Origin of the sequence: Flavobacterium sp. ALD4, assembly GCF_002836475.1 — a bacterium.
Classification (GTDB): domain Bacteria; phylum Bacteroidota; class Bacteroidia; order Flavobacteriales; family Flavobacteriaceae; genus Flavobacterium.
Genome location: NZ_PJBJ01000030.1, coordinates 530,114 through 552,037, shown reverse-complemented (window position 1 = coordinate 552,037; position 21,924 = coordinate 530,114). Strand labels below are relative to the sequence as shown.

At 36.0% G+C, this 21,924-nt stretch carries 19 protein-coding genes; 7 read left to right on the top strand and 12 right to left on the bottom strand.

The genetic code is table 11. From position 1 onward, the window contains the following. Positions 1 to 558: 558 nt before the first annotated feature. The 3 genes from CXF59_RS11040 to CXF59_RS11030 all read right to left on the bottom strand — a co-directional run bounded on the left by CXF59_RS11040 (position 559) and on the right by CXF59_RS11030 (position 3,613). On the bottom strand, positions 559 to 1,380 hold the full coding sequence (locus CXF59_RS11040) for an AraC family transcriptional regulator (protein WP_101137830.1): 822 nt from the start codon (positions 1,378 to 1,380) through the stop codon (positions 559 to 561). Positions 1,381 to 1,903: 523 nt separating this feature from the next. Next, on the bottom strand, positions 1,904 to 2,656 hold the full coding sequence (locus tag CXF59_RS11035) for an SDR family oxidoreductase (protein WP_198554686.1): 753 nt from the start codon (positions 2,654 to 2,656) through the stop codon (positions 1,904 to 1,906). Between the two features lie 84 nt (positions 2,657 to 2,740). Continuing rightward, the gene (locus CXF59_RS11030; RefSeq protein ID WP_101137828.1) at positions 2,741 to 3,613 is read right to left on the bottom strand and encodes an AraC family transcriptional regulator; all 873 of its coding nucleotides are present in this window, start codon (positions 3,611 to 3,613) and stop codon (positions 2,741 to 2,743) included. Between the two features lie 214 nt (positions 3,614 to 3,827). Here CXF59_RS11030 and CXF59_RS11025 point away from each other — a divergent pair, with 214 nt between their 5' ends. Beyond that, positions 3,828 to 5,174 carry a deoxyguanosinetriphosphate triphosphohydrolase gene (locus CXF59_RS11025; RefSeq protein ID WP_101138529.1) on the top strand — a complete coding sequence of 449 codons (1,347 nt, stop codon included), beginning with the start codon at positions 3,828 to 3,830 and terminating at the stop codon, positions 5,172 to 5,174. On the opposite strand, the gene CXF59_RS11020 is transcribed toward CXF59_RS11025, so the two are convergent. Together CXF59_RS11020 and CXF59_RS11015 are read right to left on the bottom strand one after the other, a co-directional pair. Continuing rightward, the gene (locus CXF59_RS11020) at positions 5,175 to 6,143 is read right to left on the bottom strand and encodes a DUF3078 domain-containing protein (protein WP_101137827.1); all 969 of its coding nucleotides are present in this window, start codon (positions 6,141 to 6,143) and stop codon (positions 5,175 to 5,177) included. Positions 6,144 to 6,177: 34 nt separating this feature from the next. Then, positions 6,178 to 7,965: a 1-deoxy-D-xylulose-5-phosphate synthase gene (locus tag CXF59_RS11015; RefSeq protein WP_101137826.1), complete on the bottom strand. Its 1,788-nt coding sequence runs from the start codon at positions 7,963 to 7,965 to the stop codon at positions 6,178 to 6,180. A 103-nt stretch (positions 7,966 to 8,068) separates the two neighbouring features. On the opposite strand from CXF59_RS11015, the gene CXF59_RS11010 reads away from it, so the two are divergent. After that, entirely contained in the window at positions 8,069 to 8,512 is a 444-nt protein-coding gene (locus CXF59_RS11010; RefSeq protein WP_101137825.1) for a nucleoside deaminase, read from the top strand. Between the two features lie 52 nt (positions 8,513 to 8,564). Here the strand turns inward: CXF59_RS11010 and CXF59_RS11005 are convergent, their stop codons facing one another. The 4 genes from CXF59_RS11005 to CXF59_RS10990 all read right to left on the bottom strand — a co-directional run bounded on the left by CXF59_RS11005 (position 8,565) and on the right by CXF59_RS10990 (position 13,231). Next, positions 8,565 to 9,605: a potassium channel family protein gene (locus CXF59_RS11005; RefSeq protein ID WP_101137824.1), complete on the bottom strand. Its 1,041-nt coding sequence runs from the start codon at positions 9,603 to 9,605 to the stop codon at positions 8,565 to 8,567. Positions 9,606 to 10,487: 882 nt separating this feature from the next. Next, on the bottom strand, positions 10,488 to 10,610 hold the full coding sequence (locus CXF59_RS15585) for a hypothetical protein (RefSeq protein WP_255416310.1): 123 nt from the start codon (positions 10,608 to 10,610) through the stop codon (positions 10,488 to 10,490). Between the two features lie 328 nt (positions 10,611 to 10,938). Continuing rightward, the gene (locus tag CXF59_RS10995) at positions 10,939 to 12,483 is read right to left on the bottom strand and encodes a ribonuclease E/G (RefSeq protein WP_016989050.1); all 1,545 of its coding nucleotides are present in this window, start codon (positions 12,481 to 12,483) and stop codon (positions 10,939 to 10,941) included. A gap of 457 nt (positions 12,484 to 12,940) precedes the next feature. Then, a complete protein-coding gene (locus CXF59_RS10990; RefSeq protein WP_016989051.1) occupies positions 12,941 to 13,231 on the bottom strand; it encodes an HU family DNA-binding protein in 291 nt (96 codons plus the stop codon). 134 nt (positions 13,232 to 13,365) lie between these two features. Here CXF59_RS10990 and mutY point away from each other — a divergent pair, with 134 nt between their 5' ends. Genes mutY through gldD form a run of 4 tightly spaced genes read left to right on the top strand, consistent with a single transcriptional unit; the run spans position 13,366 to position 16,799 of the window. Beyond that, positions 13,366 to 14,400 (top strand): A/G-specific adenine glycosylase, encoded by a 1,035-nt coding sequence (gene mutY, locus CXF59_RS10985; protein WP_101137822.1) that lies wholly within the window; start codon positions 13,366 to 13,368, stop codon positions 14,398 to 14,400. A 50-nt stretch (positions 14,401 to 14,450) separates the two neighbouring features. Continuing rightward, on the top strand, positions 14,451 to 14,891 hold the full coding sequence (locus CXF59_RS10980) for a single-stranded DNA-binding protein (RefSeq protein WP_101137821.1): 441 nt from the start codon (positions 14,451 to 14,453) through the stop codon (positions 14,889 to 14,891). A gap of 23 nt (positions 14,892 to 14,914) precedes the next feature. After that, entirely contained in the window at positions 14,915 to 16,216 is a 1,302-nt protein-coding gene (locus CXF59_RS10975) for a gliding motility-associated protein GldE (RefSeq protein ID WP_101137820.1), read from the top strand. A gap of 46 nt (positions 16,217 to 16,262) precedes the next feature. Further along, positions 16,263 to 16,799: a gliding motility lipoprotein GldD gene (gldD, locus tag CXF59_RS10970; RefSeq protein ID WP_101138528.1), complete on the top strand. Its 537-nt coding sequence runs from the start codon at positions 16,263 to 16,265 to the stop codon at positions 16,797 to 16,799. A gap of 78 nt (positions 16,800 to 16,877) precedes the next feature. Here the strand turns inward: gldD and CXF59_RS15770 are convergent, their stop codons facing one another. After that, a complete protein-coding gene (locus CXF59_RS15770) occupies positions 16,878 to 17,069 on the bottom strand; it encodes a cation transporter (RefSeq protein ID WP_369828577.1) in 192 nt (63 codons plus the stop codon). Positions 17,070 to 17,368: 299 nt separating this feature from the next. Between CXF59_RS15770 and CXF59_RS10965 the strand changes: the two genes are divergently transcribed. Next, positions 17,369 to 18,253, top strand: coding sequence for a DMT family transporter (locus CXF59_RS10965; protein ID WP_101137819.1), 885 nt, complete (start codon positions 17,369 to 17,371; stop codon positions 18,251 to 18,253). 86 nt (positions 18,254 to 18,339) lie between these two features. Here CXF59_RS10965 and CXF59_RS10960 read toward each other — a convergent pair whose 3' ends face one another. Together CXF59_RS10960 and CXF59_RS10955 are read right to left on the bottom strand one after the other, a co-directional pair. Then, a complete protein-coding gene (locus CXF59_RS10960) occupies positions 18,340 to 20,388 on the bottom strand; it encodes a pitrilysin family protein (protein WP_198554684.1) in 2,049 nt (682 codons plus the stop codon). 12 nt (positions 20,389 to 20,400) lie between these two features. Beyond that, positions 20,401 to 21,726, bottom strand: a complete 1,326-nt coding sequence (locus CXF59_RS10955; protein WP_101137818.1) for a pitrilysin family protein — start codon at positions 21,724 to 21,726, stop codon at positions 20,401 to 20,403. Between the last annotated feature and the right edge of the window lie 198 nt (positions 21,727 to 21,924).

Here is a 21,924-nt window from a genome sequence, read left to right as displayed (position 1 = left end):
TTCAGTTTGATGGTACAAAGGTGCGACGAAAGGAAGCCTTGAAGTTAGGTTGCTTTTCCCTCAGAGTTACCCATTCTTCCCGTGACGTCTTTTTTGGGGTAAAAAAGCATTTTTTTTAGTTTTAGGAGCGCAAAATGGAGTGGTTTTAAAAAAGCAGGTCCCGCTTTCCGTTGCAATCTTTCTATTTTTAAAGGAAAAATAAAAAGGATTTCCACTGCAATCGGGGCTAGGTGATAACGTTTATGAATCTTAAGAAAGGGCATACGGAAGAGTGCAACTACTCAAATTAATGACAGGATGCACTTTAGTTGCGCAGCGTAGCTATTAAAATCGTCAGTTCAAGTGTTTTTTTGTGGAATGCGATGAAAAAAAGTATCGAAAAGCGTTATGGATATAATTGTCAATTGAGGAATACTCGGACTGAAGAAATTTACAATAAAAAATTGAGGCAATCGGAAATGCATAATCGCTTTAGCCAAGATAGGAGCGAGATCCTCTTCTGCTGGGGTTGAGCATAAAAGATAGAGTAGATCGCTGGAGTAGCTCTTAAAAAAGGAATTAAACTGTTTTTTTAAAATCAGAAGGGGAGACGCCTTCTATTTTTTTAAAAAACCGACTGAAAGACTGAATGTCTTCATAACCTATTTCATAAGCAATCTCTTTGATGCTTTTGTCAGAATAGCGTAATAGTCTGCGCGCTTCAAGAATGGTGCGATTTTGAATAACTTGCAAAGGAGACTTTTCGTTGTACTTTTTGAATAGATTAGAGAGTGTTTTCGGACTTTTATTCAGCATTTCAGCATAATCAGCTACTTGATGTTTGGTTTTGAAATTGCTTTCAACTAAGTAATTATATTCCCTTACAATATCCAATTGTTTTTTGTCAAATGTAGTCAGCTCCGTTTGCTCTTTGTACACGCGGGTACACAAGATTAGTAAGCGTTTGAGCATCATTAGTAGCATATCATTTTGCAAATCGTCTTTGGACTCCATTTCGATAGCAAACATTTTCCAGAGTATCTCAAATTTCTCTAACTCTTCATCAGGGATTGCTATTTTTGGGAATTGAGAAGCACCAAAAAATAAAATCCCTTTACAGCCTACTTCGCTATCGTGATCTGCAATGCAGTAAAAAGCCCTATTAAAATGAATTAAACGGGCACTGGTTACTTTTAAAACCGCTACTTTGTGGTACTCTGTTAAAAATAAAACTGAATTTGCTGGAAACAGGTGCTCGCTTCCGTCAACATTAATTTTTAATTCGTCTAAAGACCAAATTACACTTAAACCATCAGTAATTTTCTCTTTAAGTAAATCAGAATTGCTAGCGTCAATTTCTGCTAATCGTATGAATTCATTGAGTTGTCCTGTATACAGCATAATTGTCTTTTAATTAAAATTTATTTGTGTGACGTTGTTGGTCTCTTTCAGTTTGGCCCAAACGGTCTGATGATAAGACGCAACGGGTAGTGATTCCTGACCGAAAAAGGTCCTAATTGTATTTTTAATTTTTTGGGACCACTGCTCTTGCGGTTATATCTCCATTCAGGAACCGATAAAAGTATTAAGTATAGATTTATCTAATGCGTTATACGGTTAATTATAAGATTTAGTTATTAGGGCGCAAATTGCTAAATTCAGATGAATATCATTAAACTCAGTCGTGCCCCTTTCTACCTTAGCGGTATAGTAATTAATAGTATGAATTCAGCCACCAATACGGTTTCTAGCTTCAATAATTTCGATATAAAAACTTTTATTTTGTAAACGGAAAGCGGTTAATATTTCGCTTAACGCCTCGCCTAAGGGCTAATATTTTATTTATCTAAATATTTTTATAAATAAAAACTGACAGTGTAAAAGCACTATCAGTTTTGTGTTAAATAAGAATTGTTCTAATAAATTAATTTCTTCCAGCCATAACACCACCATCAACATCTATGATAGCGCCAGTTGTCCAGCTTGATTTGTCTGATAATAAGAATACAATGGCGTTAGCTACTTCATCAGCAGATCCAAATTTACCTATTGGATGAAAGTCATTAAATCCTTCAAGTGCTTTTTCGGCTTCTTCTTTTCCGCCAAAAACGCCGTGATACAAAGTAGTATTTACTACTGCAGGAGAAACGGCATTCACACGAATATTGTAATCGGCTAATTCCATAGCTAAGTGCTGTGTGAAGGAATGTAAACCTGCTTTTTGCATTGAATAAGCCGAAGAAGGGGTCGCCTTAACAGCTTGTTTTGCCCACATAGAACCTACATTTACAATACTTCCACCACCATTTTCTTTCATTTTCCTTGCTACCGCTTGCGTGATAAAAAAGAAACCACGGTTTAAATCTAGGTAAGAATCGTAATCTTCAAGAGTATGATCTAAAAATGGTTTTGGGCCAAAAATACCAGAGGCATTGACTAAATAGTCAATTTTTGCTATTGAATCTAGCGCTGTGATAAAAGCGTTTACTTCGGCAGTGTTACTGATGTTTACTTGATGTGCAGTTACTTTACCTACTTTTCCGATTTCGGTTTTTGCTTCATTTAGCTTGTTTTCGGTTACACCTACAATATGCACTTCAATACCTTGTTCTGCTAATTGCAGTGCAGTTGCTTTTCCTATACCACTATTTCCTCCTATAATTAATGCTGTTTTCATGATCGTAATTTTTAATTTTTATAGTTACGAAGGTAAAATAATAGTATTTTATAAAATGGTAATGCAGAGAGGGATAATGGTAAATTAGGGAATGATAGCTTGGAATTGTTTGGGAGTAACTCCAGTTGCTTTTTTGAAATACTTGGTAAAATAAGTAGGTTGATCAAAGCCTAAATCAAAGGCGATGGCTTGAATAGAGAGTTGTTTGTTTCCTAGCTTGCGCTTGGCCTCCAGAATTTTCACATTCTTTATGATTTGCGCGGGTGTGCCTCCTAAATATTGTTTGGTTACAGCAGTGAGTTTTTTGGTGTTAGTATGAAGTTGTTGGGTATAGTGTCCTAATGAAGGAAAACTATCCCGATGGTTATAGACTCTTTTTTTGAACGCGTAGGCAAGCTCAAAGTCCATGTTTTTAAAAATCACATCTGTTGTATTTTGATTTTTGATGCGTTCGATGCTTAGTAAAAGACTGCTCAGCAAGAAAAACAACTGCTCTTTTTGCACAGGATCCGTTTGTTGATTTTCTTCTTCAAGGAATTGAAGAAGGGCATTGATGCGGTCAACCTCATAATTTTGCGCGGTAATATAGGGTTGCCCAATTTCGTTGAAGATCGAAAGGGAAAATCGTTGTGCTAGTTCTTGATTGAATTGGTTGATGAAAAAATCATTAAAATGAATAAGGACTCCTTCGTTGTCAGCATTGGGATAGAAATAATGAACCTGGTTGGTGTTGATGAATATAAAACTGTTTTTTGGATGGTCAATGGCTTCGTAGTCAATATAATGAATTCCCGCAGAGGTGAACCATATTAATTGATAGAACCCATGCGTATGTGCTTTAGAGGCTGATTCTTTATGACGGTCAAAATAGGATTTGAGGTCCTGGACTTCAAAATGAAGCTTAGAGAAATCATCTTTATGCAGGTAGTATTTTTTTATGTTTTCTGGATTTTCCAAGTGCTGTTTTTAATGAAATACAATAAAGGCGTTGGTTGTAAATAATAATAAGCAAGTTACAATATTTTGTATACTGTACGAAGTTGTCCTTTTTTTATCGTACGTATGGTACTAATCAATTGCTATGAAAACTATTGATTAAAGATATTTTAAGTTATCGCTATTTTTTTATCTTTGAAAAACAATGAAATTATTCAAATCCGAAAAACACAAGATGAACTGGGAACAACTTTTATCACTAAAACGCCAAGGCGACACAAGCAAAAGATTGCGTATTGAACAGGACGACACCAGATTGGGTTTTGAAGTAGATTATGATCGTATTATTTTCTCTGCTGCTTTTAGAAGTTTACAAGATAAAACACAAGTGATTCCTTTGTCAAAAACTGATTTTGTACATACGCGTTTGACACATAGTCTAGAAGTCTCTGTTGTTGGACGTTCGTTAGGAAGATTGGTAGGGAAGAAAATTATTGAGAAATACCCGCATTTAAAAGAAGTTCACGGTTTTCATATGAATGATTTTGGCGCCATCGTCGCTGCGGCTTCATTGGCCCATGACATCGGGAATCCGCCGTTCGGACATTCTGGCGAGAAAGCAATTGGAGAGTATTTTTCTATTGGAAAAGGGAAACAATACAAAGACCAATTGTCCAAGAAACAATGGCAGGATTTGATTGATTTTGAAGGGAATGCCAATGGTTTTTCAGTTCTTACTGCCAGCCGTCCCGGAATTGAAGGTGGTCTTAGAATCTCCTATGCTACTCTTGGAGCTTTTATGAAATACCCGAAAGAGAGTTTGCCAAAAAAACCAACCAAAAATATATCAGACAAAAAATATGGTTTCTTCCAAACAGACAAAAAGTTCTTTGAAGAAGCGGCAAAAGATATGGGGTTAATACCAAATAAATCTGGAGATGATATCGGTTTTGAAAGACATCCACTTGCTTATTTAGTGGAAGCGGCAGATGATATTTGCTATACTATCATAGACTTTGAAGACGGAATCAATCTTGGATTGGTTTCTGAAGATTTTGCTTTAGAGTATTTAATTAAATTGGTAAAAGACAGCATTGACACCTCAAAATATAAAACGCTTACTACCAAAGAGGATCGCATAAGTTATTTGCGTGCTTTGGCAATCGGTAGTTTGATTAATGATGCAGTAAAAGTTTTTATAGATAACGAAGAAGCAATTTTAAACGGAAAATTCCCTTTCGCTTTAATGGATAAAAGTAAGTATAAAGCACAAATGGATGACATCATCAGTATTAGTGTGAATAACATTTATCAGAGTAGGGGAGTGATCGAGAAGGAGATTGTGGGCTACCAAATCATACAAACGTTGTTGGACAAATTCATTACTGCCTACGATAATAAGTATAATGGAAATGCATCTAATTATGATGCGTTAATTTTAAAATTATTGCCGGAGAAACACCATCATGAAAAGTCAGACTTGTATGAAAGACTACTGCATATCTGTCATTTTGTTTCATTACTTACGGATGGTAATGCTTTGGAATTATTTGAAACAATCAAAGGAAAGAAAAAGGATTAATTAGAAACTATAAACGATTCCGACTCCTAAAACTTGTTTTAACTGTGTTTTTGGACCTACGGTAACCTGCTCTCCGTTGATGTCTTCTTTGGCTTTAATGTCATCATCATAGATAATATGAAGGCCTATATTAGTTTTGACATATTCGTTGACCACTAACTCTACTGTCAGGTCATAATCGAGATCAACGTTTCCAAATTTATTTATATAATCAGAATATAAACTCAATCTGTTTTCAAGAGTAATGTTTTTGAATATTTCTTGTTTATAAAAACCAGTTAACAGAAAACCAAGTTCCACTTTTGATTTTTCTCCTTCAGCGATTAAATTTTCATCCAAATCATATAGCGCTTTTTTAACCCCAAAAGCACCTTGATTGGCTAATATTTGGTCTAGTACCATTGTGATTTTGGAAGTGAAAGGGGATAAATAAAGCAATTTGTTTTTGTCTTTTGTTGCATATTCCGCTCCAAGTCCCAAGAAAATATAAGCGGGTGCAAATGGTCTAGATATGGAGATTTCCTTATTTGGATAAGCATATCCATCTGTAAATTGGGTGTTGAAATTTAATTTTGCGGTATGGTACCAGTTAGATAGTGTGTCTTGACGGTAACCTAAAGCAGAATTAAACTGAAGTACATCTTCCGTTTTTCGCAATTCGATTCCATCTTGTTTATTCAATCCATAACGTACAATCAATTCATTTGTCCAATTATAATTATTTTTGCTGTATGTGCGATTAAATTTCCCTTTTAATAATCCGGAAATGGAGCTGGTTCCACCGGCATTCCAATTGATAAAAGCAATTTCAGAGATATCAAATCCGATTTTATTTTTTTTAACCCAAGGAGAAAGAGTGTCTGGTTCGATTTTTTTTGGGCTATCTAAGGTAGTGATAATTTTCTGGGAGAACATGTTTGCTGTAAACAGCAATACAAAAAACAGGAGGGGCAAAGGCAGTAATTTCATTATAAGCTCATAGTGTTTAATGGTTGCAAAATAATTACTTTGACTCAATAGAAAAAAGTTTTTCTAAACTTTTAACGTCAATCTTGCAGTATTTTTGTAGTTCTTCTACAGTTCCATGTTCTATGAATTCATCGGGGATTCCCAGTAATTGTATTTTTGCACTATAGTTGTTTTTTGCGGCAAACTCTAGGATTTCGCTTCCAAATCCGCCTTTTGTAACTCCATCTTCGAGTGTTATAATCGTTTTAAAGATTGTAAAAATAGAATGCAATTCTTTTTCGTCCAAGGGCTTAACGAATGCGAAATCGTAATGAGCAATTGTTTTTGGATTGTTTAAATTGGTTAAGGCCAAAGTAACGTTTTTGCCTATTGGGCCATTCGATAAAACAGCCGTTTCAGTTCCGTGTTTTAAGCAATTGGCACGACCGATTTCAGTTTTTTCATAGTTGCCGAAGTTCTTGGTTTGCCAGTCTGAGATAACGCCACGACCGCGAGGATAACGGATGGCTATAGGATGGTCTAAACCAAGTTGGGCGGTATAAAGCATGTTTTGCAGTCCTATTTCATTTAGCGGAGAGTAGATAATCATATTGGGAATACAACGCAAATAAGCCAAATCAAATATTCCGTGATGGGTTGCTCCGTCTTCCCCCACGAGTCCTGATCGGTCCAAGCAAAAAATCACGGGTAAATTTTGTATCGCTACGTCGTGAATTACTTGGTCATAAGCCCTTTGTAAAAAAGTGGAGTAGATGTTGCAAAAAACTACCATTCCTTGAGTCGCCATTCCTGCAGACAGGGTAACGGCATGCTGCTCGGCAATGCCCACGTCAAAGGCACGTTCCGGCAAAGCATCCATCATGAACTTCAGGGAGCTTCCTGAAGGCATAGCGGGTGTAATCCCGACTATTTTTTCATTTTTTTGAGCTAGATCCAATACCGTTAAACCAAAAACATCCTGGTATTTCGGAGGAAGGTTTTCTTCTAGTTTTTTATAGATTTCTCCTGTAGTGGCATCAAATTTCCCAGGGGCATGGTATTTTACCTGGTCTTCTTCGGCTTGTTTTAATCCTTTGCCTTTTGTGGTGATAACATGAAGGAATTTAGGTCCTTTTATTTTTTGTAAACGTTTCAGTTCTTTAACAACGGCAAAAATATCATGCCCGTCAATAGGACCGGAATAGTCAATATTTAAGGATTTAATCATGTTATTTTGCCTCGGATTTTTTCCGTTTTTTACCGCAGTGAGGTAATTTTTTAAGGCACCTACGCTTGGATCAATTCCGATAGCGTTGTCGTTCAGGATTACCAATAAATTTGCATCAGTGACTCCGGCATGATTTAATCCCTCAAAAGCCATCCCTGAAGCTATAGAGGCGTCTCCAATCACCGCGATGTGTTGTTTGTTGAAGTCTCCCTTTAGGTTGGAAGCAATTGCCATTCCCAAAGCGGCAGAAATAGAAGTGGAGGAGTGGCCTACGCCAAAAGCATCATAGATACTCTCACTTCTTTTTGGGAAACCGGATAGGCCACCCAATTGTCTGTTTGTATGAAAACTGTCTCTTCTTCCGGTCAGTATTTTATGTCCGTACGCCTGATGCCCCACGTCCCAGATCAATAAATCATCGGGGGTGTTAAACACATAGTGCAAGGCGATTGTGAGTTCGATAACACCTAGACTGGCGCCGAGATGTCCTTCTTTTACGGAAACAACATCGATGATAAAATCACGTAATTCTTGTGCTATATGTGGAAGCTGGGCTTCGTCGAGCTGACGCAAATCAGCGGGAGAATCGATATGTAAAAGTAAATTCTTTGGCATAAAGCAAATGTACGATTTGAAATTGTATTTTTACATTCGATAAAAAAAGTTGTTCCACAAAGATTCACAAAAATTTAAAATTTGCGCATTCGCAGTTAATACTATGATAAATCCTTTTACTGATGAGTACTTCATGAAAAAAGCTTTGCAGGAAGCCGAAATGGCTTTTGATAAAGGCGAAATTCCCGTTGGGGCCATTATTGTTGTCAATGATATAGTAATCGCGCGAAGTCATAATTTAACTGAGTTACTAAACGACGTCACTGCCCATGCCGAAATGCAGGCTATTACCGCCGCGGCAAATTATTTAGGAGGGAAATATTTAGTAGGTTGTACGCTTTACGTGACCCTAGAACCTTGCCAGATGTGTGCTGGCGCCTTGTATTGGAGTCAAATATCAAAAATTGTTTTTGGGGCAAGCGATGAGCACCGTGGCTTTTCAAAAATGGGTACGCAACTGCATCCAAAAACCGTCGTAAAAAGAGGTGTTTTAGCAGAGGAAGCTTCAGACTTAATGAAGCGCTTTTTTTCTGGGAAAAGGAAATAATATTTTTATGATATGCCCCAGTATTGGTCCTGTTTGAATTTAGCCACGCGGTTTAATTAGTTTTATCCATTGTTATTTCATGATTGTAGCTCCCACATTTAAGGTCGGTCCACTCCCACCCGTCATCCTTAATTAGTGACAATAATAATCGGCGCCTGGTTCTCAGTTTTTCATATTCCAAATCTACCATTTCACCAGATATGATTTTGATTCCCTTATTTTCAAGTGCGGTAAGAAGTAGAATAGGAGGCGTTTTTTTGCCTGGAGTTATGTATGTTGCCGGCAGTGTTATAAGGTAGCTTGAAATAGCTTTTCTGAGCCTGATAAGTACATTGTAGGCAGGTCGTTGTTCCTCTGGGATGTTATGAAGCAGTACGGTAAGCAACTCGTCGAGGTTTGTGATATTGAGTACAAAAGCTTCTCTCTTGTCCGATGAATGGAAAAAATGCAATACAGAGTATGCTTTGTGATTTTGGGCGTGTAAAATGATAGAATTAATAAGGGGGAAAAAGGGCCGTTCCAACTCCTTAAAATCTTTTCCATCCCAATAATTCAATAGCATCTCCTCTACAGAGCCGCCAATCGTATTAATAGTAACACTTATTTTTCTCTTTGTTATCTCAGCTGAAACAACTGGAATTAAATACGTAATAGCGATGGAAATCAGAATCAGTCCAGTAAATGAGAGTATTGCGGTAAGTATGTCCCAGAAATTACCTTCAGGTTCTATGTCTCCCAATCCCAAAGTGGATAAAGTATAGCCAGTGTAAAATATCTTATTCACTACCGTTGTAGGAGAGTTGGTTTCAACATTCATCAGCGAATCTGGCTGGCTAATGAACAATAGGCTGGCAGAAATCCAGATAAGCAGCAACCAGTTAATCAAAATAGAAACCAATATAACAGCCCCGCCAATTTCCAACACTTTTCTGCGCCCCATTTTTTTATTAATCGTCAGCAGTACGCTCCAGATAGACTTGGATAGCCGTTTCGTAATAAAACCTGCCCCGCGTACGGATAAGGAAGTATTGATTAAGTCAGCGGCAGTAACAAGAAGAACAATGATTCCTATAAAAAACACAAAATAGTTCATGGTGTTGATTTTAATCTGTTGCAATAAAACAACTTTAGTATTGGGGTATTATACGCAGTCGCGCTAAGGCTTTTGTCGTCTTGGCAGGTGGCTAATATAATAAATAAATGGCTATGTAAAATGATACTTGCGCCAGCTGTTAGATTTGAGAAGTGTTTTTTTAAATTTCTGGGGATGGAGAAACTTATGTGTTCTCGTTGCATTCCTATATTCGTAATATTGGTTGTTGATTTGGACACGTTAGCTGGATTGTTTTCTCTTAACATATTGTGAAGCAATTTGTCTTTCCGGCGAAGGAGGAACCTTCGTTAAATTAGCTTTTTAGGTAATAGAATTTGGTGGTAGGGATTGTTGTTTTTCAATAGTATAAAGATTGCTTCGGTAGTTTGGGTGGCTCCCTCGTGCCCTCCTTTGTGGGGGTAGTAAATAGGGAGGATAATTTGTTCTGACATAGAGCAGAGCGTACTTTGCAGAGATTTAGTTTATTGCCCTGTATCACTGGTGCTTCGGGATAGTTGAATAAAATTTTATGTATTTTGTTATATTATTTTAATTTTACGTGCCGCTAATTGGTGACCCGAAAATGCCAACGGCAAGTTCTGCCCAAATGAGTAGGAGGAGTAACAGAAGCGCCGCGCAGATGGCTACACGGTACTTGGTTTTACAGACCTTTCTTAATACTAACTCACACAAAAGACCAGTGACGAGTAATAGTGCTCCTGCTATGACAAAATCAAACAGAGTCCAGTTTACTTCAGCGGTAAACTGCATCGCTATTAATGGTACTAGTAATAGAATTGCTGTTGTGACCGCGATGATGACTCGTCTTTTATTTTGCATAAATAGTTGCTCTTATAGGTTTAACGTTTTAGGTAATATTTTTTAATTGACGCTATTCCATCCCGCTAAAAAATGTCCTAAAGCAAAATGAACAAAAAACAATACAATAATAATGGAGAAAACAATTGCTATGGTTTTCAAAGTTTTGTGGTTGTTCTTTTGCATGGTTTTTACGGTGGTAGTTGATTTATTCCTATTTATGTTTTCTATAAAGTCAGTAATGATTCATACTTGCTCTTTCTATGACGCAGAGACTATGCATTATGCAACACTAATGTATGTTGTTTTTATTACAAATAAATAATTAAGTTGTTAACAACCGGATACTTTAATTATTATAGACCCTAGCCTGGATAGCAGTGAAAATCCTTTTTTTTCCATTTTTTGGGATAAAAAGATTGCAACGTATAGCCGGATTAGCTCCTAAAAAATCTAATTATTTGCTTAAAAAAAGGCAAAAAAAAACTCCTCAATTTCTTGAGGAGTTTCTGATTTAGTCTTTTATAACATTTCCCGTTTTGTCGTAGAAATGATATTCTAAATACGTGTAAGCGTCACGCGGTATGATTTTTACCCACTTTTTATGTTCAAAATACCATTTTGAACGTAATGATGGAAAACCTTTGGTAAGGTATGCTGCTACAAAGGGGTGTGTGTTAAGCACAACGTCTTTGTGAGTTTTTAAAACTCTTTCTAAATCAGAATTGATTCTGTCAATGATTAAAATTGGCGCTTCAATTTCGCCATTCACATCGTTTGGATCTTCTTCTCTAGTTTTAATGTTTACTTCTGGTCTTACTCTTTGTCTTGTAATCTGGACTAATCCAAATTTACTAGGGGGTAAGATCTTGTGTTTCGCTTTATCATCGTTCATTTCTTCTCTCAAGAAGTCGAACAGGATTTTACGGTTTTCAGGATTAGACAAGTCGATAAAATCAATTACGATAATACCACCCATATCACGTAGACGCAATTGTCTTGCGATTTCGGCAGCGGCAATCATGTTGACTTCCATTGCGGTATCTTCCTGGTTAGATGCCTTATTAGAACGGTTTCCGCTGTTTACGTCAATGACGTGTAAGGCTTCAGTATGTTCGATAATAAGATAAGCACCTTTACTCATGGAAACTGTTTTTCCGAATGAAGTCTTGATCTGTCTCTCAATGTTGTATTTCTCAAAAATGGGCGTATCATTTGATTGATAAAACTTAACAATTGATTGTTTTGAAGGTGCAATTTCTTGCAAATAATCCTTCGTTTGGTTGTACAACTCTTCATCATCAATTTGGATACTAGTAAAAGTATCATTAAAAACGTCTCTTAAGATAGAGGAAGCTCTATTGAGTTCTCCTAAAATTTTTGACGGATGATGAGCGGTCGGTAATTTTTTACACATTGCATCCCATCTGCTAAGCAGGTTTTGCATGTCTTTTTCTAATTCGGCTGTATTTTTGCCTTCTGCTACTGTGCGAACAATAACACCAAATCCTTTTGGCTTGATGGATTGTACAAGTTTTTTTAGTCTGTCTTTTTCTTTCTTATCTTCTATTTTTTGAGAAATAGAAACACGGTCAGAAAACGGAACTAAAACAATAAATCTTCCGGCAAGAGAAAGCTCAGCGCTAATTCTTGGGCCCTTGGTAGATATTGGTTCTTTTACAACTTGTACTAAGATGGATTGATTGGCATTGATTACATCAGTAATAGTGCCGTCTTTGTCTATCTCTTTATCAAACTGAAAGTTTTTTAGGGAGAAATCTTTTATTTTACCTGCGCTTACAAGTTTTATGAATTTCAGTTGGGAAGTTAAATTAGGACCTAAGTCATGATAGTGTAAAAAGGCGTCTTTTTCGAAGCCTACATTTACAAAAGCAGCATTAAGACCTGCAACTGGTTTTCGTATTTTGGCGATAAAAATATCACCTACTTGAAAGTTGCTTTTTTCTTCTTCCTTGTGTAATTCAATTAGTTTTCCATCTTTTAATAAGGCAAAATCTACAAAATCAGAACTAGATCTAATGATTAATTCTTTATTCACGTTGTAAATTTTTATCCAAACTTTTAATAAAGAGTAAAGAATATCGAATAGAGAATATATAGCAAGAGTATAGAATGTGACAACTAGAGTTAGAATTTTTATTCTCTATTTTCTACAATCTTTTTTCTGCCTGCTATTTTCTAAAATCTACTTTCTGAGCTCAAACTTAAAGCTAGGATGGATTAAACAATAATTTTAACAGGTATTGAACCCGGAGAAAACTAGCTGGCAGTGCGCCATTTTAGGTGGTCAGTAAACTGAACACTTATTACTGAGGACTGAATACTAATTTTCGATTTCAATGAACTTTTAAAAAAGAAAAAGTAGTTAAAAACTACTTTTTCTTTTTGTGACGGTTAGCTCTCGCTCTTTTTTTACGTTTGTGAGTTGCTACCTTATGTCTCTTTCTTTTTTTACCACTTGGCATATCGTGTCGATTTTATGATTAATTAATATTTTACTTTGCTTCGTTATTTATCTTTACTCCTTCAACAAAAACTTTTGCTGGTTTGAATGCAGGAATATTGTGTGCAGGAATTTTGATTGTTGTATTTTTGGAAATATTTCTTCCAGTTTTTTCAGCTCTAGTTTTCACAATGAAACTTCCGAAACCTCTTAAATAAACATTGTCTCCAGTTTCTAATGAATTTTTAACTTCATTCATAAAAGTCTCTACTGTTGCTTGTACATCACCTTTTTCTAGACCTAATTTTTCTGAAATTTTTGCTACGATATCTGCTTTCGTCATTTTCTTTCCTTATTTATTATATTGTAATCATTTTTTTGAGTGTGCAAATATATGAATTTAAAAAACAATTATTCAAGCTAATTCATTAAAATTTAATCACATAAACTTTTACTTTTGTAAACAAATAATTAATAATGAGATTTTCTAATACACTTATACAATGGTACTTACGAAACAAGAGGGATTTACCTTGGCGAAGTACTACCAATCCTTACCACATTTGGCTCTCCGAAATCATGCTTCAACAAACCCGTGTTGTTCAAGGTACGCCTTATTTTTTAGCTTTTTCAGCTGCATTTCCCACTGTTTTTGATTTGGCTGAAGCCAATGAGGAAGAGGTGTTAAAATTGTGGCAGGGACTAGGCTATTACTCTCGTGCTAGAAATCTGCACAAAACAGCTCAATACGTTGCTTGGGAATTGTCAGGGATTTTTCCCGCTACCTATAATGAATTGTTGAAGTTGAAAGGAGTAGGGGAATATACCGCTGCCGCGATTGCATCTTTTTCCTATGATGAGGTGGTTCCTGTTGTGGACGGTAATGTGTTTCGAGTGTTGTCCCGTTATTTTGACGTAGAAACCGATATTGCTTTGGCTTCCGCCAAAAAGGAATTCTCGGCGCTGGCTTTTGAATTAATGCCAAAAGACAATCCTGCTATTTTCAATCAGGCGATCATGGAGTTTGGGGCTTTGCAATGTGTTCCTAAAAGTCCAAATTGTAGTATTTGTGTCTTTAACGGTAGTTGTGCGGCACTGCAGAAAAATAAAGTGAGTCAGTTGCCGGTGAAGTCTAAGAAGTTGAAAGTGCGCAAGCGCTATTTTAATTACTTGGTTGTTGCTGACGAAAATGAAGATACTCTAATTCAAAAGAGAATAGCCAAGGGGATTTGGCAGAACCTATATGAGTTCCCTTTAATAGAAACGGCCAAAGAAGAAGGGTTTGATCATGTTGCCGAACAGATACAAATGGATTATTTTGCCGAGAATGAGGTGGTCAGTATAATGTCATGCAATGAGAAAAGTATTATCCATAAGTTATCGCATCAACACCTATATATTAAATTTTGGAAAGTAAGTCTTAAAGGAGCGGTGGAAAACGGAATAAGTAACGAAGTTTTGAAAACTTTTCCATTCCCGATAGTGATTCATAACTTTATTGAACAGGAATAAAAACAAGATGTAAAAAAATGTACCTTTGATTGAAATAGACACCTAATATCATGAATGGAACGTTAAATAAGGTTATGCTGATCGGGCACCTTGGGGATGAAATAAAAATGCATTATTTTGATGGGGGAAATTGTATCGGCAGATTCCAATTAGCCACAAACGAAGTCTATATTAACAAAACGACGAACGAAAAAATCACTTCTACGGAGTGGCACAATCTGGTTGTGCGCAATAAAGCGGCCGAAATCTGTGAAAAACATTTATCAAAAGGTGATAAAATATATGTAGAGGGACGTATTAAATCCCGTCAATGGCAGACAGAGGATGGGACGACAAAGCACACCTCTGAAATTCAAGTCACGGAGTTTACCTTTTTGTCAACGAAGAAAGCTGGTGAAAACAACAAACAAATTGACAGTTCGGAATCCACAAAAAATACTAACTTTGACCCACAAAATAATGTCTTGCCTATCAATGATTTGCCATTCTGATTGTTTAACTAATCTTTTTTAATTTGGACCCAGAGCCCAGTTTGAGTTTCGCATATACATTAGATACGGATCTAGTGTTTGGTTTTATTGGAATATTTGTATTGCTTCTTTGCTCTGCATTAGTTTCTGGTGCCGAAGTGGCCTTGTTTTCCTTGTCGCAACAAGACATTGACGAAACAATACAAGGAAATGTTTCAAAAGGAAAAATTATCGCGGATCTAATCGATAGGCCTAAAAAACTTTTAGCGACCCTTCTTGTGGCCAATAATTTTATCAATATCGGAGTAGTAATTTTATTTTCATTTATTGGGAAAGATATATTTTCTGCGATCAGCTCACCTGTTTTAAAGTTCACGGTCGAAGTAATAGTGGTTACCTTTTTACTTTTGTTATTTGGCGAAGTGCTACCGAAAGTATACGCCAGCCGAAACAACATTAAGTTTGCAAAATTGATTGCTTACCCTGTTGCAGTACTAGATAAATTGCTTTCACCTATTAGCGTTCCTATGCGGGAATCAACAGTCTATTTGCATAATAAACTGGGGAAGCAAAAAACAAATTTCTCAGTTGATCAGTTGTCACAAGCATTAGAGCTTACTTCATCAGATGAAACTTCTTTAGAAGAACAAAAAATATTGATGGGAATTGTAACTTTCGGTAATACGGATACGAAGCAAGTTATGAGTCCGAGGATTGATATTTTTGCCTTAGAAATAACGGAATCTTTTGCTGATATCTATTCGAAAATCATCGAAAAAGGATATTCTAGAATTCCGGTCTATCGGGACAATATTGACCAGATAGAAGGCGTTTTGTTTGTTAAGGATTTATTGCGTCATCTTGATGATGAGGAAGATTTTGCTTGGAACACCTTAATACGGGAGCCGTTTTTTATTCCTGAGAATAAAAAATTAGATAATCTGCTAAAAGACTTTCAAAGAATGAAAAGCCATCTTGCTATTGTGGTGGATGAATACGGGGGGACCTCTGGTTTGGTTTCTTTGGAAGATGTCATTGAAGAAATTGTTGGGGATATTAGTGATGAGTTTGATGATGACAATGTCAATTTTACGAAAATTGACGAAAAAAATTATCTTTTTGAGGGTAAAATAAATCTGAAGGATTTCTATAGAATTATGGAAGTTAACGAGGAAGTTTTTGAGATAAGAAAAGGCGAAGCCGAAACCCTAGCGGGATTTATTCTTGAAATATCAGGAAATTTCCCAATGAAAGGTCAGAAAATCTCTTATGCAAATTGCTTGTTCACAATTGAGACGGTTGATAAAAAACGTATAAAACAGATAAAAGTAACGGTTGATGTTTAATTTGAAACGGGATAACAAAAAATATTTTTCCATAGCGGTACTTGTGATGGTGTTTATGGGGTTGTTCCTGTTTTCAAGTTGCAAGGAAGATGTTTTTCCAAAACCGTCCAGTTACTTGCGCTTGGATTATCCGATTGCGAAATACGCTGCTTTTGAAAATGAATGTCCCTTTAGTTTTGAGATGAATTCAGAAGCGGTTATAACAGGAGAAAAAGAGTGCGGATTTACGATTACGTATCCAAAAATGAAAGCGACTATTTATTTGACTTACAAGCCCGTTAATAATAATATCAATGCCTTATTGCGGGATGCTCAAAAATTGACATATGAGCACGTTATAAAGGCCGATGATATATTAGAACAGCCTTTTTTGAATCCTTCCAAAAAAGTGTACGGTATGTTTTATCAAGTAGATGGGAATGCAGCAACTAATTCGCAATTCTATGCGACTGATAGTACGAAGCATTTCGTTACCGGCTCCGTTTATTTTTATGCTAAACCCAACTTTGATTCTATTATGCCTGCCGCGAGTTATATTAAAAATGATATGCAGCGTTTGATGGAAACTTTGAAGTGGAAGTAAGTTGAAAATTTAAATGTATATAAAAACAAAAGGATCCGCCACTGGCGGATCCTTTTGTTTTGGATTAACGTTGGTTACTTATGATTCAATATTGTAAACCGTCCAGGTTTTACAGTCTCCGGTTGCTTGAACCATTTTAGTTAATCTTTCGGGTGTTTGTACCGTTTTGTCCGCAGTAACCGTTGCTGATTTCGTATTTGAATCCAGCGTAGCACTTTGTACCTCGTCAAGATCCGTTAACTCTTCGTGGATTGTTTTAGCGCTACCTATAGTATAAATAATTCTTTCGACTGAAAAAGTACCCGTTTATAGGTGTTCGGCAGTAGATTGTTTTTTTGTCTGTGGGGCTTGTATTCCCATTTTTGTTTTTGCTTTTGAGATTTTCTCCTTACTTTTTTTTGATTGCCAATAAACGATTAGCTGAAAGCTATGGTAGCGATTTGTTTTAGAAAATCCGTATTATTTGATTTTAAGTGTTTTAGCCAATTTTTTGATTAGAAATAAAATTACTTAAAAAAAAACAGAGCTAATTCATAAAATTATTACAATTTTGGGGCAAACTAGCAAGTATGGAATCGAAGCAATTGAAATGGATTTATTTAGTAGGACTTGCCTTGATTTGGGGAAGTTCCTTTATTTTAATTAAAAAAGGATTGATTGGATTATCGGCTTTACAAGTCGGTTCCTTACGAATCATTTTTGCTGCTATTTTTTTATTGCTGATTGGTTTCAAAAGTTTGTCAAAGATTCCAAAAGAAAAATGGAAATTCATTGCGATGACTTCGATGTTTGGGACTTTCGTTCCAGCATTTCTTTTTGCCATAGCGCAAACTGAAATTGACAGTTCCGTAACGTCCATATTAAACTCTTTGACGCCCTTAAATACCTTAATTTTGGGTGCGTTAGTTTTTGGTGTTGGTTTTGAAAGAAGACAGGTTTGGGGTGTTTTTATCGGGCTTGTGGGAAGCTTACTTTTAGTTTTCAATGGAGCAATGAATCATCCGAATCAGAATTACTATTACGCTATTTTAGTCATTATCGCTTCGATTTGTTATGCGATAAATGTCAACTTAATCAAAAAATTCTTATCAGATTTGAGTCCGGTTAGTATCACAACCGGTAATTTTCTGGTATTGCTTTTTCCTTCTTTAGCGATATTATACTTCAGTGGTTTTTCTGAAGTGATACATGTTGAAAAAGTACAACATGCAGTTGTGTTTATTATGATTTTAGGGGTTCTGGGAACGGGAATTGCCAATATTGTTTTCTTTAAACTGATACAGATGTCTTCGCCGGTTTTTGCAACCTCGGTGACTTATTTGATTCCGGTAGTCGCCTTCTTCTGGGGATTGTTGGATAATGAAATGCTAACGCCGGTACAATTTGTAGGTGCTTTTATAATTTTGATCGGAGTATATCTATCTGCTAAGAAAAATAAAATAGTTACTAATTAAATGCAGTGACTTTGCTATATAGACTCTTTATGTAACAACAAAGGCTGCCTTAAAAGACAGCCTTTGTTTATTATTCTAGGATTTAATTATTTAAAATCAGCATCGGTTACTCCTTCGTTTATTTTCACCTCAGACATTTTGATATCCAATTCGAAGCCTACGTTCTGGATGATGTTAAAAGGGATTTTAACGCCTTTAACTTCTCTATAGTCAGCGAAATTAGTTACTTGAGTAATAGATTTGCCTCCTTGATCCATTGTTTTCGCGTCTGCGAGTTTTAAACCGGTAGTCACATCATAATAGAGCGTGGTTTTACCATCTTTAATAGCATAAGTGTCCTTGCCGTTTATGGTCTCGATACCAGCAAGAGTTACGCCGTCTTTTTTAGCAAGTAGTAATTCATCGAATAGGACTGCACTATTTTTCATTTCAGCTAACTCATCCCCTTCAAAGTCTTTTCGTTGTCCTTGTTGTAGTACATAAGCACTAGTTTCATTGACTACTTGTTTCATCATGCTCATAGTTCCCATTGCCAGTTCTACATTTAATTTTCCTTTTGCATCCGCTTTTGAAGTAAAAGTTAAAGGCGATGGCGCTTGAGGTATTACTGTTGAACCTACCATAGAGATTGTTTTTACGGCTTTCACAGCTTTTTCTCCACCGATGGCAATTATGTAGTTGTCTAAGACACTTTTAATAGTTATGCCTGCTGGCATGTCTTTTTTGAAAACTGGTTTTTCAATTGGTGTTCCGTATTTATCAAAATAAAACATTGGCATTTTTAGTTTCTCCAATGCGGGAGCTACTTCAGATCCTTTACCCACAACCAATACTCTTATATTGTCAGCCAGAAAATATTTATTAGCTACATCTTTAATATCGTCTACAGTTACTGCATTTATGCTTTTAATGTAGTTTTCGTAAAAATCAGAAGGCAAATTATAGATTTCTGTATTTAAGGCATAACGTGCAACCGTAGTTGGCTTTTGGATTTGCATTACAAAGTTGCCTATGTATTTTGCTTTTGCGTTTTTTAGGTCATCAGCAGATACTAATTCTGTTCTGATTTTTTTTAATTCGCTTAAAATTTCAACTACAGAGCTGTCTGTTACTGCATTTCTTACTGATGTTGAAGAACGAAATTTTTCTACATATTTACCAAATCCTACATTAGAATAAGCGCCGTATGTCCATCCGTGTTTTTCACGTAAGTTTAAAAATAATCTTCCTTCTCCGCCGCCGCCAAGAATCTGATTTGCTAAAATTGCAGCAAAATATTGTTTGTCGGTAAGTTTTAAATTGATTGTATTTACTACTGAGATTTCAGACTGAACTGCGTTCGGCATATCTACAAAATTAATTTGTGATTGTTGCACGTTTTTAGGATCAGGATATGTGATCTGAGGGGCAATGCCTTTGGCCCATGAGCCAAAAAGTTTCTCTACCATTTTTTTTACCTCTTTCGTATTGACATCTCCTACAATAACCAAGTAGGCATTTCCTGGAACGAAATTAGTTTTGTAGTTTGTAACGGCATCTTTTAAAGCGACTTTGTTAATGGTTTCGGCGCTTAAAAACTCTCCTGAAGGATGACTTACTCCAAAGGCTAAAACATCTTCAACTCGTCCGGCAACTGCAGCGACACTCTTTTCTTGTGTTTTTAGTCCTTCTAGAAGCTTTGCTTTTATTTTATCAAACTCTTCTTGGGTAAAGACGGTATTAAGCGCGCCGTCAGCCATTAACTGTAATATTCTCTCAGAATATTTAGACAGTCCGCTGGCATAAGCGCCATTTGAATTAAAATTTATATTTGCACCTAAGAAATCAACTTCTTCATTAAAGGCATCTTTTGATGTTTTTGTGGTTCCGCTTCCGATAAGTTGACTGGTAATGTTAGCTACTCCTTTTTTGTCTCCTTCGGCATAAGGCATGTTGTCTAAGCTAAGGCTATAGGCTACTCGAGGCAGTTTGTGATTTTCCACTACCATTACTTTCAGTCCGTTCTTAAGCTCAAAATTACTGGATTTACCAATCTTAATTGTCGGAGGAGCTGCAGGTTTTGGTTGCGGGATTACTTGTGCTTGCAAAACTAAAGTCAAAAATAGACTTGATAGTATATATATTGTTTTTTTCATGATTGTTATGTATTATTTTTTGGCTTTGTCTGATGATGGAACATAATCTAATACTAATCGTTGGTTTGGATTTAGATATTTTTTTGCAACAGTTCTAATCTCTTCCGGTGTAATAGTACGGTACATATCAATTTCTGTATTGATTAAGTTTACGTCCTTGTAGAGCATATAGTAGGTTGCAAGATTATCAGCTACTCCTTCAATAGATGCATTACTGTTTACGTATTGATTCTCGTACTTGTTCTGAAGTTTTTGCAATTCCTTATCAGAAATTAATTCTGTCTGTAAGTTTACTATTTCGGCATCAATTTCAGTAAGTAGATTTTCAGACGTACTTGGTGCTTGAGGTAAACCATAGAGGATATACGTTCCGTAATCTTCTTGACTATAACTAAACGCACCAATTTGCAAGGCCATTTTTTTGTCGTCAACTATTTTTTTGTATAATCTTGAGCTCTTACCGTCACTTAAGATTGTAGAAATAAAATCCAATACTCTAGCATCACGAGTTTTCATCGAAGGAGTTCTATAAGCAGCTACAAGCATTGGGATTTGAATGTTTGTATCCTCAAATTGTGCTTTGATAGTTTCTGTGATTGGTTCCTCTACGAAAGTTTCTCTTTCAATAGTGGCTCCTTTTTTTATCGCACCAAAGTATTTTTGGATCCATTCTTTAGTTTGAGCTGCGTTAAAGTCTCCCGCTACGACAAGAACAGCGTTGTTCGGTACGTAAAATTTCTTGTTGAAGTCCTTGAATTCCTCTAATTTTGCAGCGTCTAAATGATCCATTGAACCAATAGTCGTCCAGCGATAAGGATGTTTTGTGAACATTTTTTTCTTTACTTCCGGAATCATTTGTCCATAAGGACTGTTGTCATAACGCAATCTTTTTTCTTCTTTAACAACCTCATTCTGGGTATCAACACCAATTTGGTTGATAACAGGATGTAGCATTCTTTCGGATTCCATCCATAAACCTAATTCAAGATTGTTAGATGGGAATACTTCGTAATAATAAGTACGGTCTTCGGTGGTGTTGGCGTTATTCGTTCCTCCATTTCCAGTGACAATTTTAAACCATTCTCCACGCTTGATGTTCTCAGTACCTTCAAATAAAAGATGTTCGAAAAAATGGGCAAAACCAGTTCTTTCCGGATTTTCGTTTTTGGCACCTACGTGATACATAACTGATGTTATCACAACTGGGGCCGAAGGGTCGTTTTGTAAAATAACATGTAGACCATTGTCTAAATTGTATTCTTCGAAAGCTACTTTTTGTGCAGAAATTGCACCTCCAAGTAAAAGTGTGGCGCTTAACGCCATTATTGATTTTTTCATAGTTAGTAATAGGTTAATTAATGGATAAGTCGCATTGTTAATTGTATTGTTACATCAAAAACATTTTTTTTATAAGAGTTTACGTCTTTTTTTAGCGTTAAAAAAATTGATTAAGTATTTATTGGGGTATATTTATTTAGCACAAAATAAAAAAGGTTCTCCATCATTGAGCTTGATGGAGAACCTTTGTATTCTTAG

Excerpts from the sequence above, each read along its gene's own strand:
- CXF59_RS11040 (WP_101137830.1), bottom strand. The coding sequence starts at position 1,380 with ATGCTGTATACAGGACAACTCAATGAATTCATACGATTAGCAGAAATT.
- CXF59_RS11035 (WP_198554686.1), bottom strand. The coding sequence starts at position 2,656 with ATGAAAACAGCATTAATTATAGGAGGAAATAGTGGTATAGGAAAAGCA.
- CXF59_RS11025 (WP_101138529.1), top strand. The coding sequence starts at position 3,828 with ATGAACTGGGAACAACTTTTATCACTAAAACGCCAAGGCGACACAAGC.
- CXF59_RS11020 (WP_101137827.1), bottom strand. The coding sequence starts at position 6,143 with ATGAAATTACTGCCTTTGCCCCTCCTGTTTTTTGTATTGCTGTTTACA.
- CXF59_RS11015 (WP_101137826.1), bottom strand. The coding sequence starts at position 7,965 with ATGCCAAAGAATTTACTTTTACATATCGATTCTCCCGCTGATTTGCGT.
- CXF59_RS11010 (WP_101137825.1), top strand. The coding sequence starts at position 8,069 with ATGATAAATCCTTTTACTGATGAGTACTTCATGAAAAAAGCTTTGCAG.
- CXF59_RS11005 (WP_101137824.1), bottom strand. The coding sequence starts at position 9,605 with ATGAACTATTTTGTGTTTTTTATAGGAATCATTGTTCTTCTTGTTACT.
- CXF59_RS15585 (WP_255416310.1), bottom strand. The coding sequence starts at position 10,610 with ATGCAAAAGAACAACCACAAAACTTTGAAAACCATAGCAATTGTTTTC.
- CXF59_RS10990 (WP_016989051.1), bottom strand. The coding sequence starts at position 13,231 with ATGACGAAAGCAGATATCGTAGCAAAAATTTCAGAAAAATTAGGTCTA.
- mutY (WP_101137822.1), top strand. The coding sequence starts at position 13,366 with ATGAGATTTTCTAATACACTTATACAATGGTACTTACGAAACAAGAGG.
- CXF59_RS10980 (WP_101137821.1), top strand. The coding sequence starts at position 14,451 with ATGAATGGAACGTTAAATAAGGTTATGCTGATCGGGCACCTTGGGGAT.
- gldD (WP_101138528.1), top strand. The coding sequence starts at position 16,263 with ATGGTGTTTATGGGGTTGTTCCTGTTTTCAAGTTGCAAGGAAGATGTT.
- CXF59_RS10965 (WP_101137819.1), top strand. The coding sequence starts at position 17,369 with ATGGAATCGAAGCAATTGAAATGGATTTATTTAGTAGGACTTGCCTTG.
- CXF59_RS10960 (WP_198554684.1), bottom strand. The coding sequence starts at position 20,388 with ATGAAAAAAACAATATATATACTATCAAGTCTATTTTTGACTTTAGTT.
- CXF59_RS10955 (WP_101137818.1), bottom strand. The coding sequence starts at position 21,726 with ATGAAAAAATCAATAATGGCGTTAAGCGCCACACTTTTACTTGGAGGT.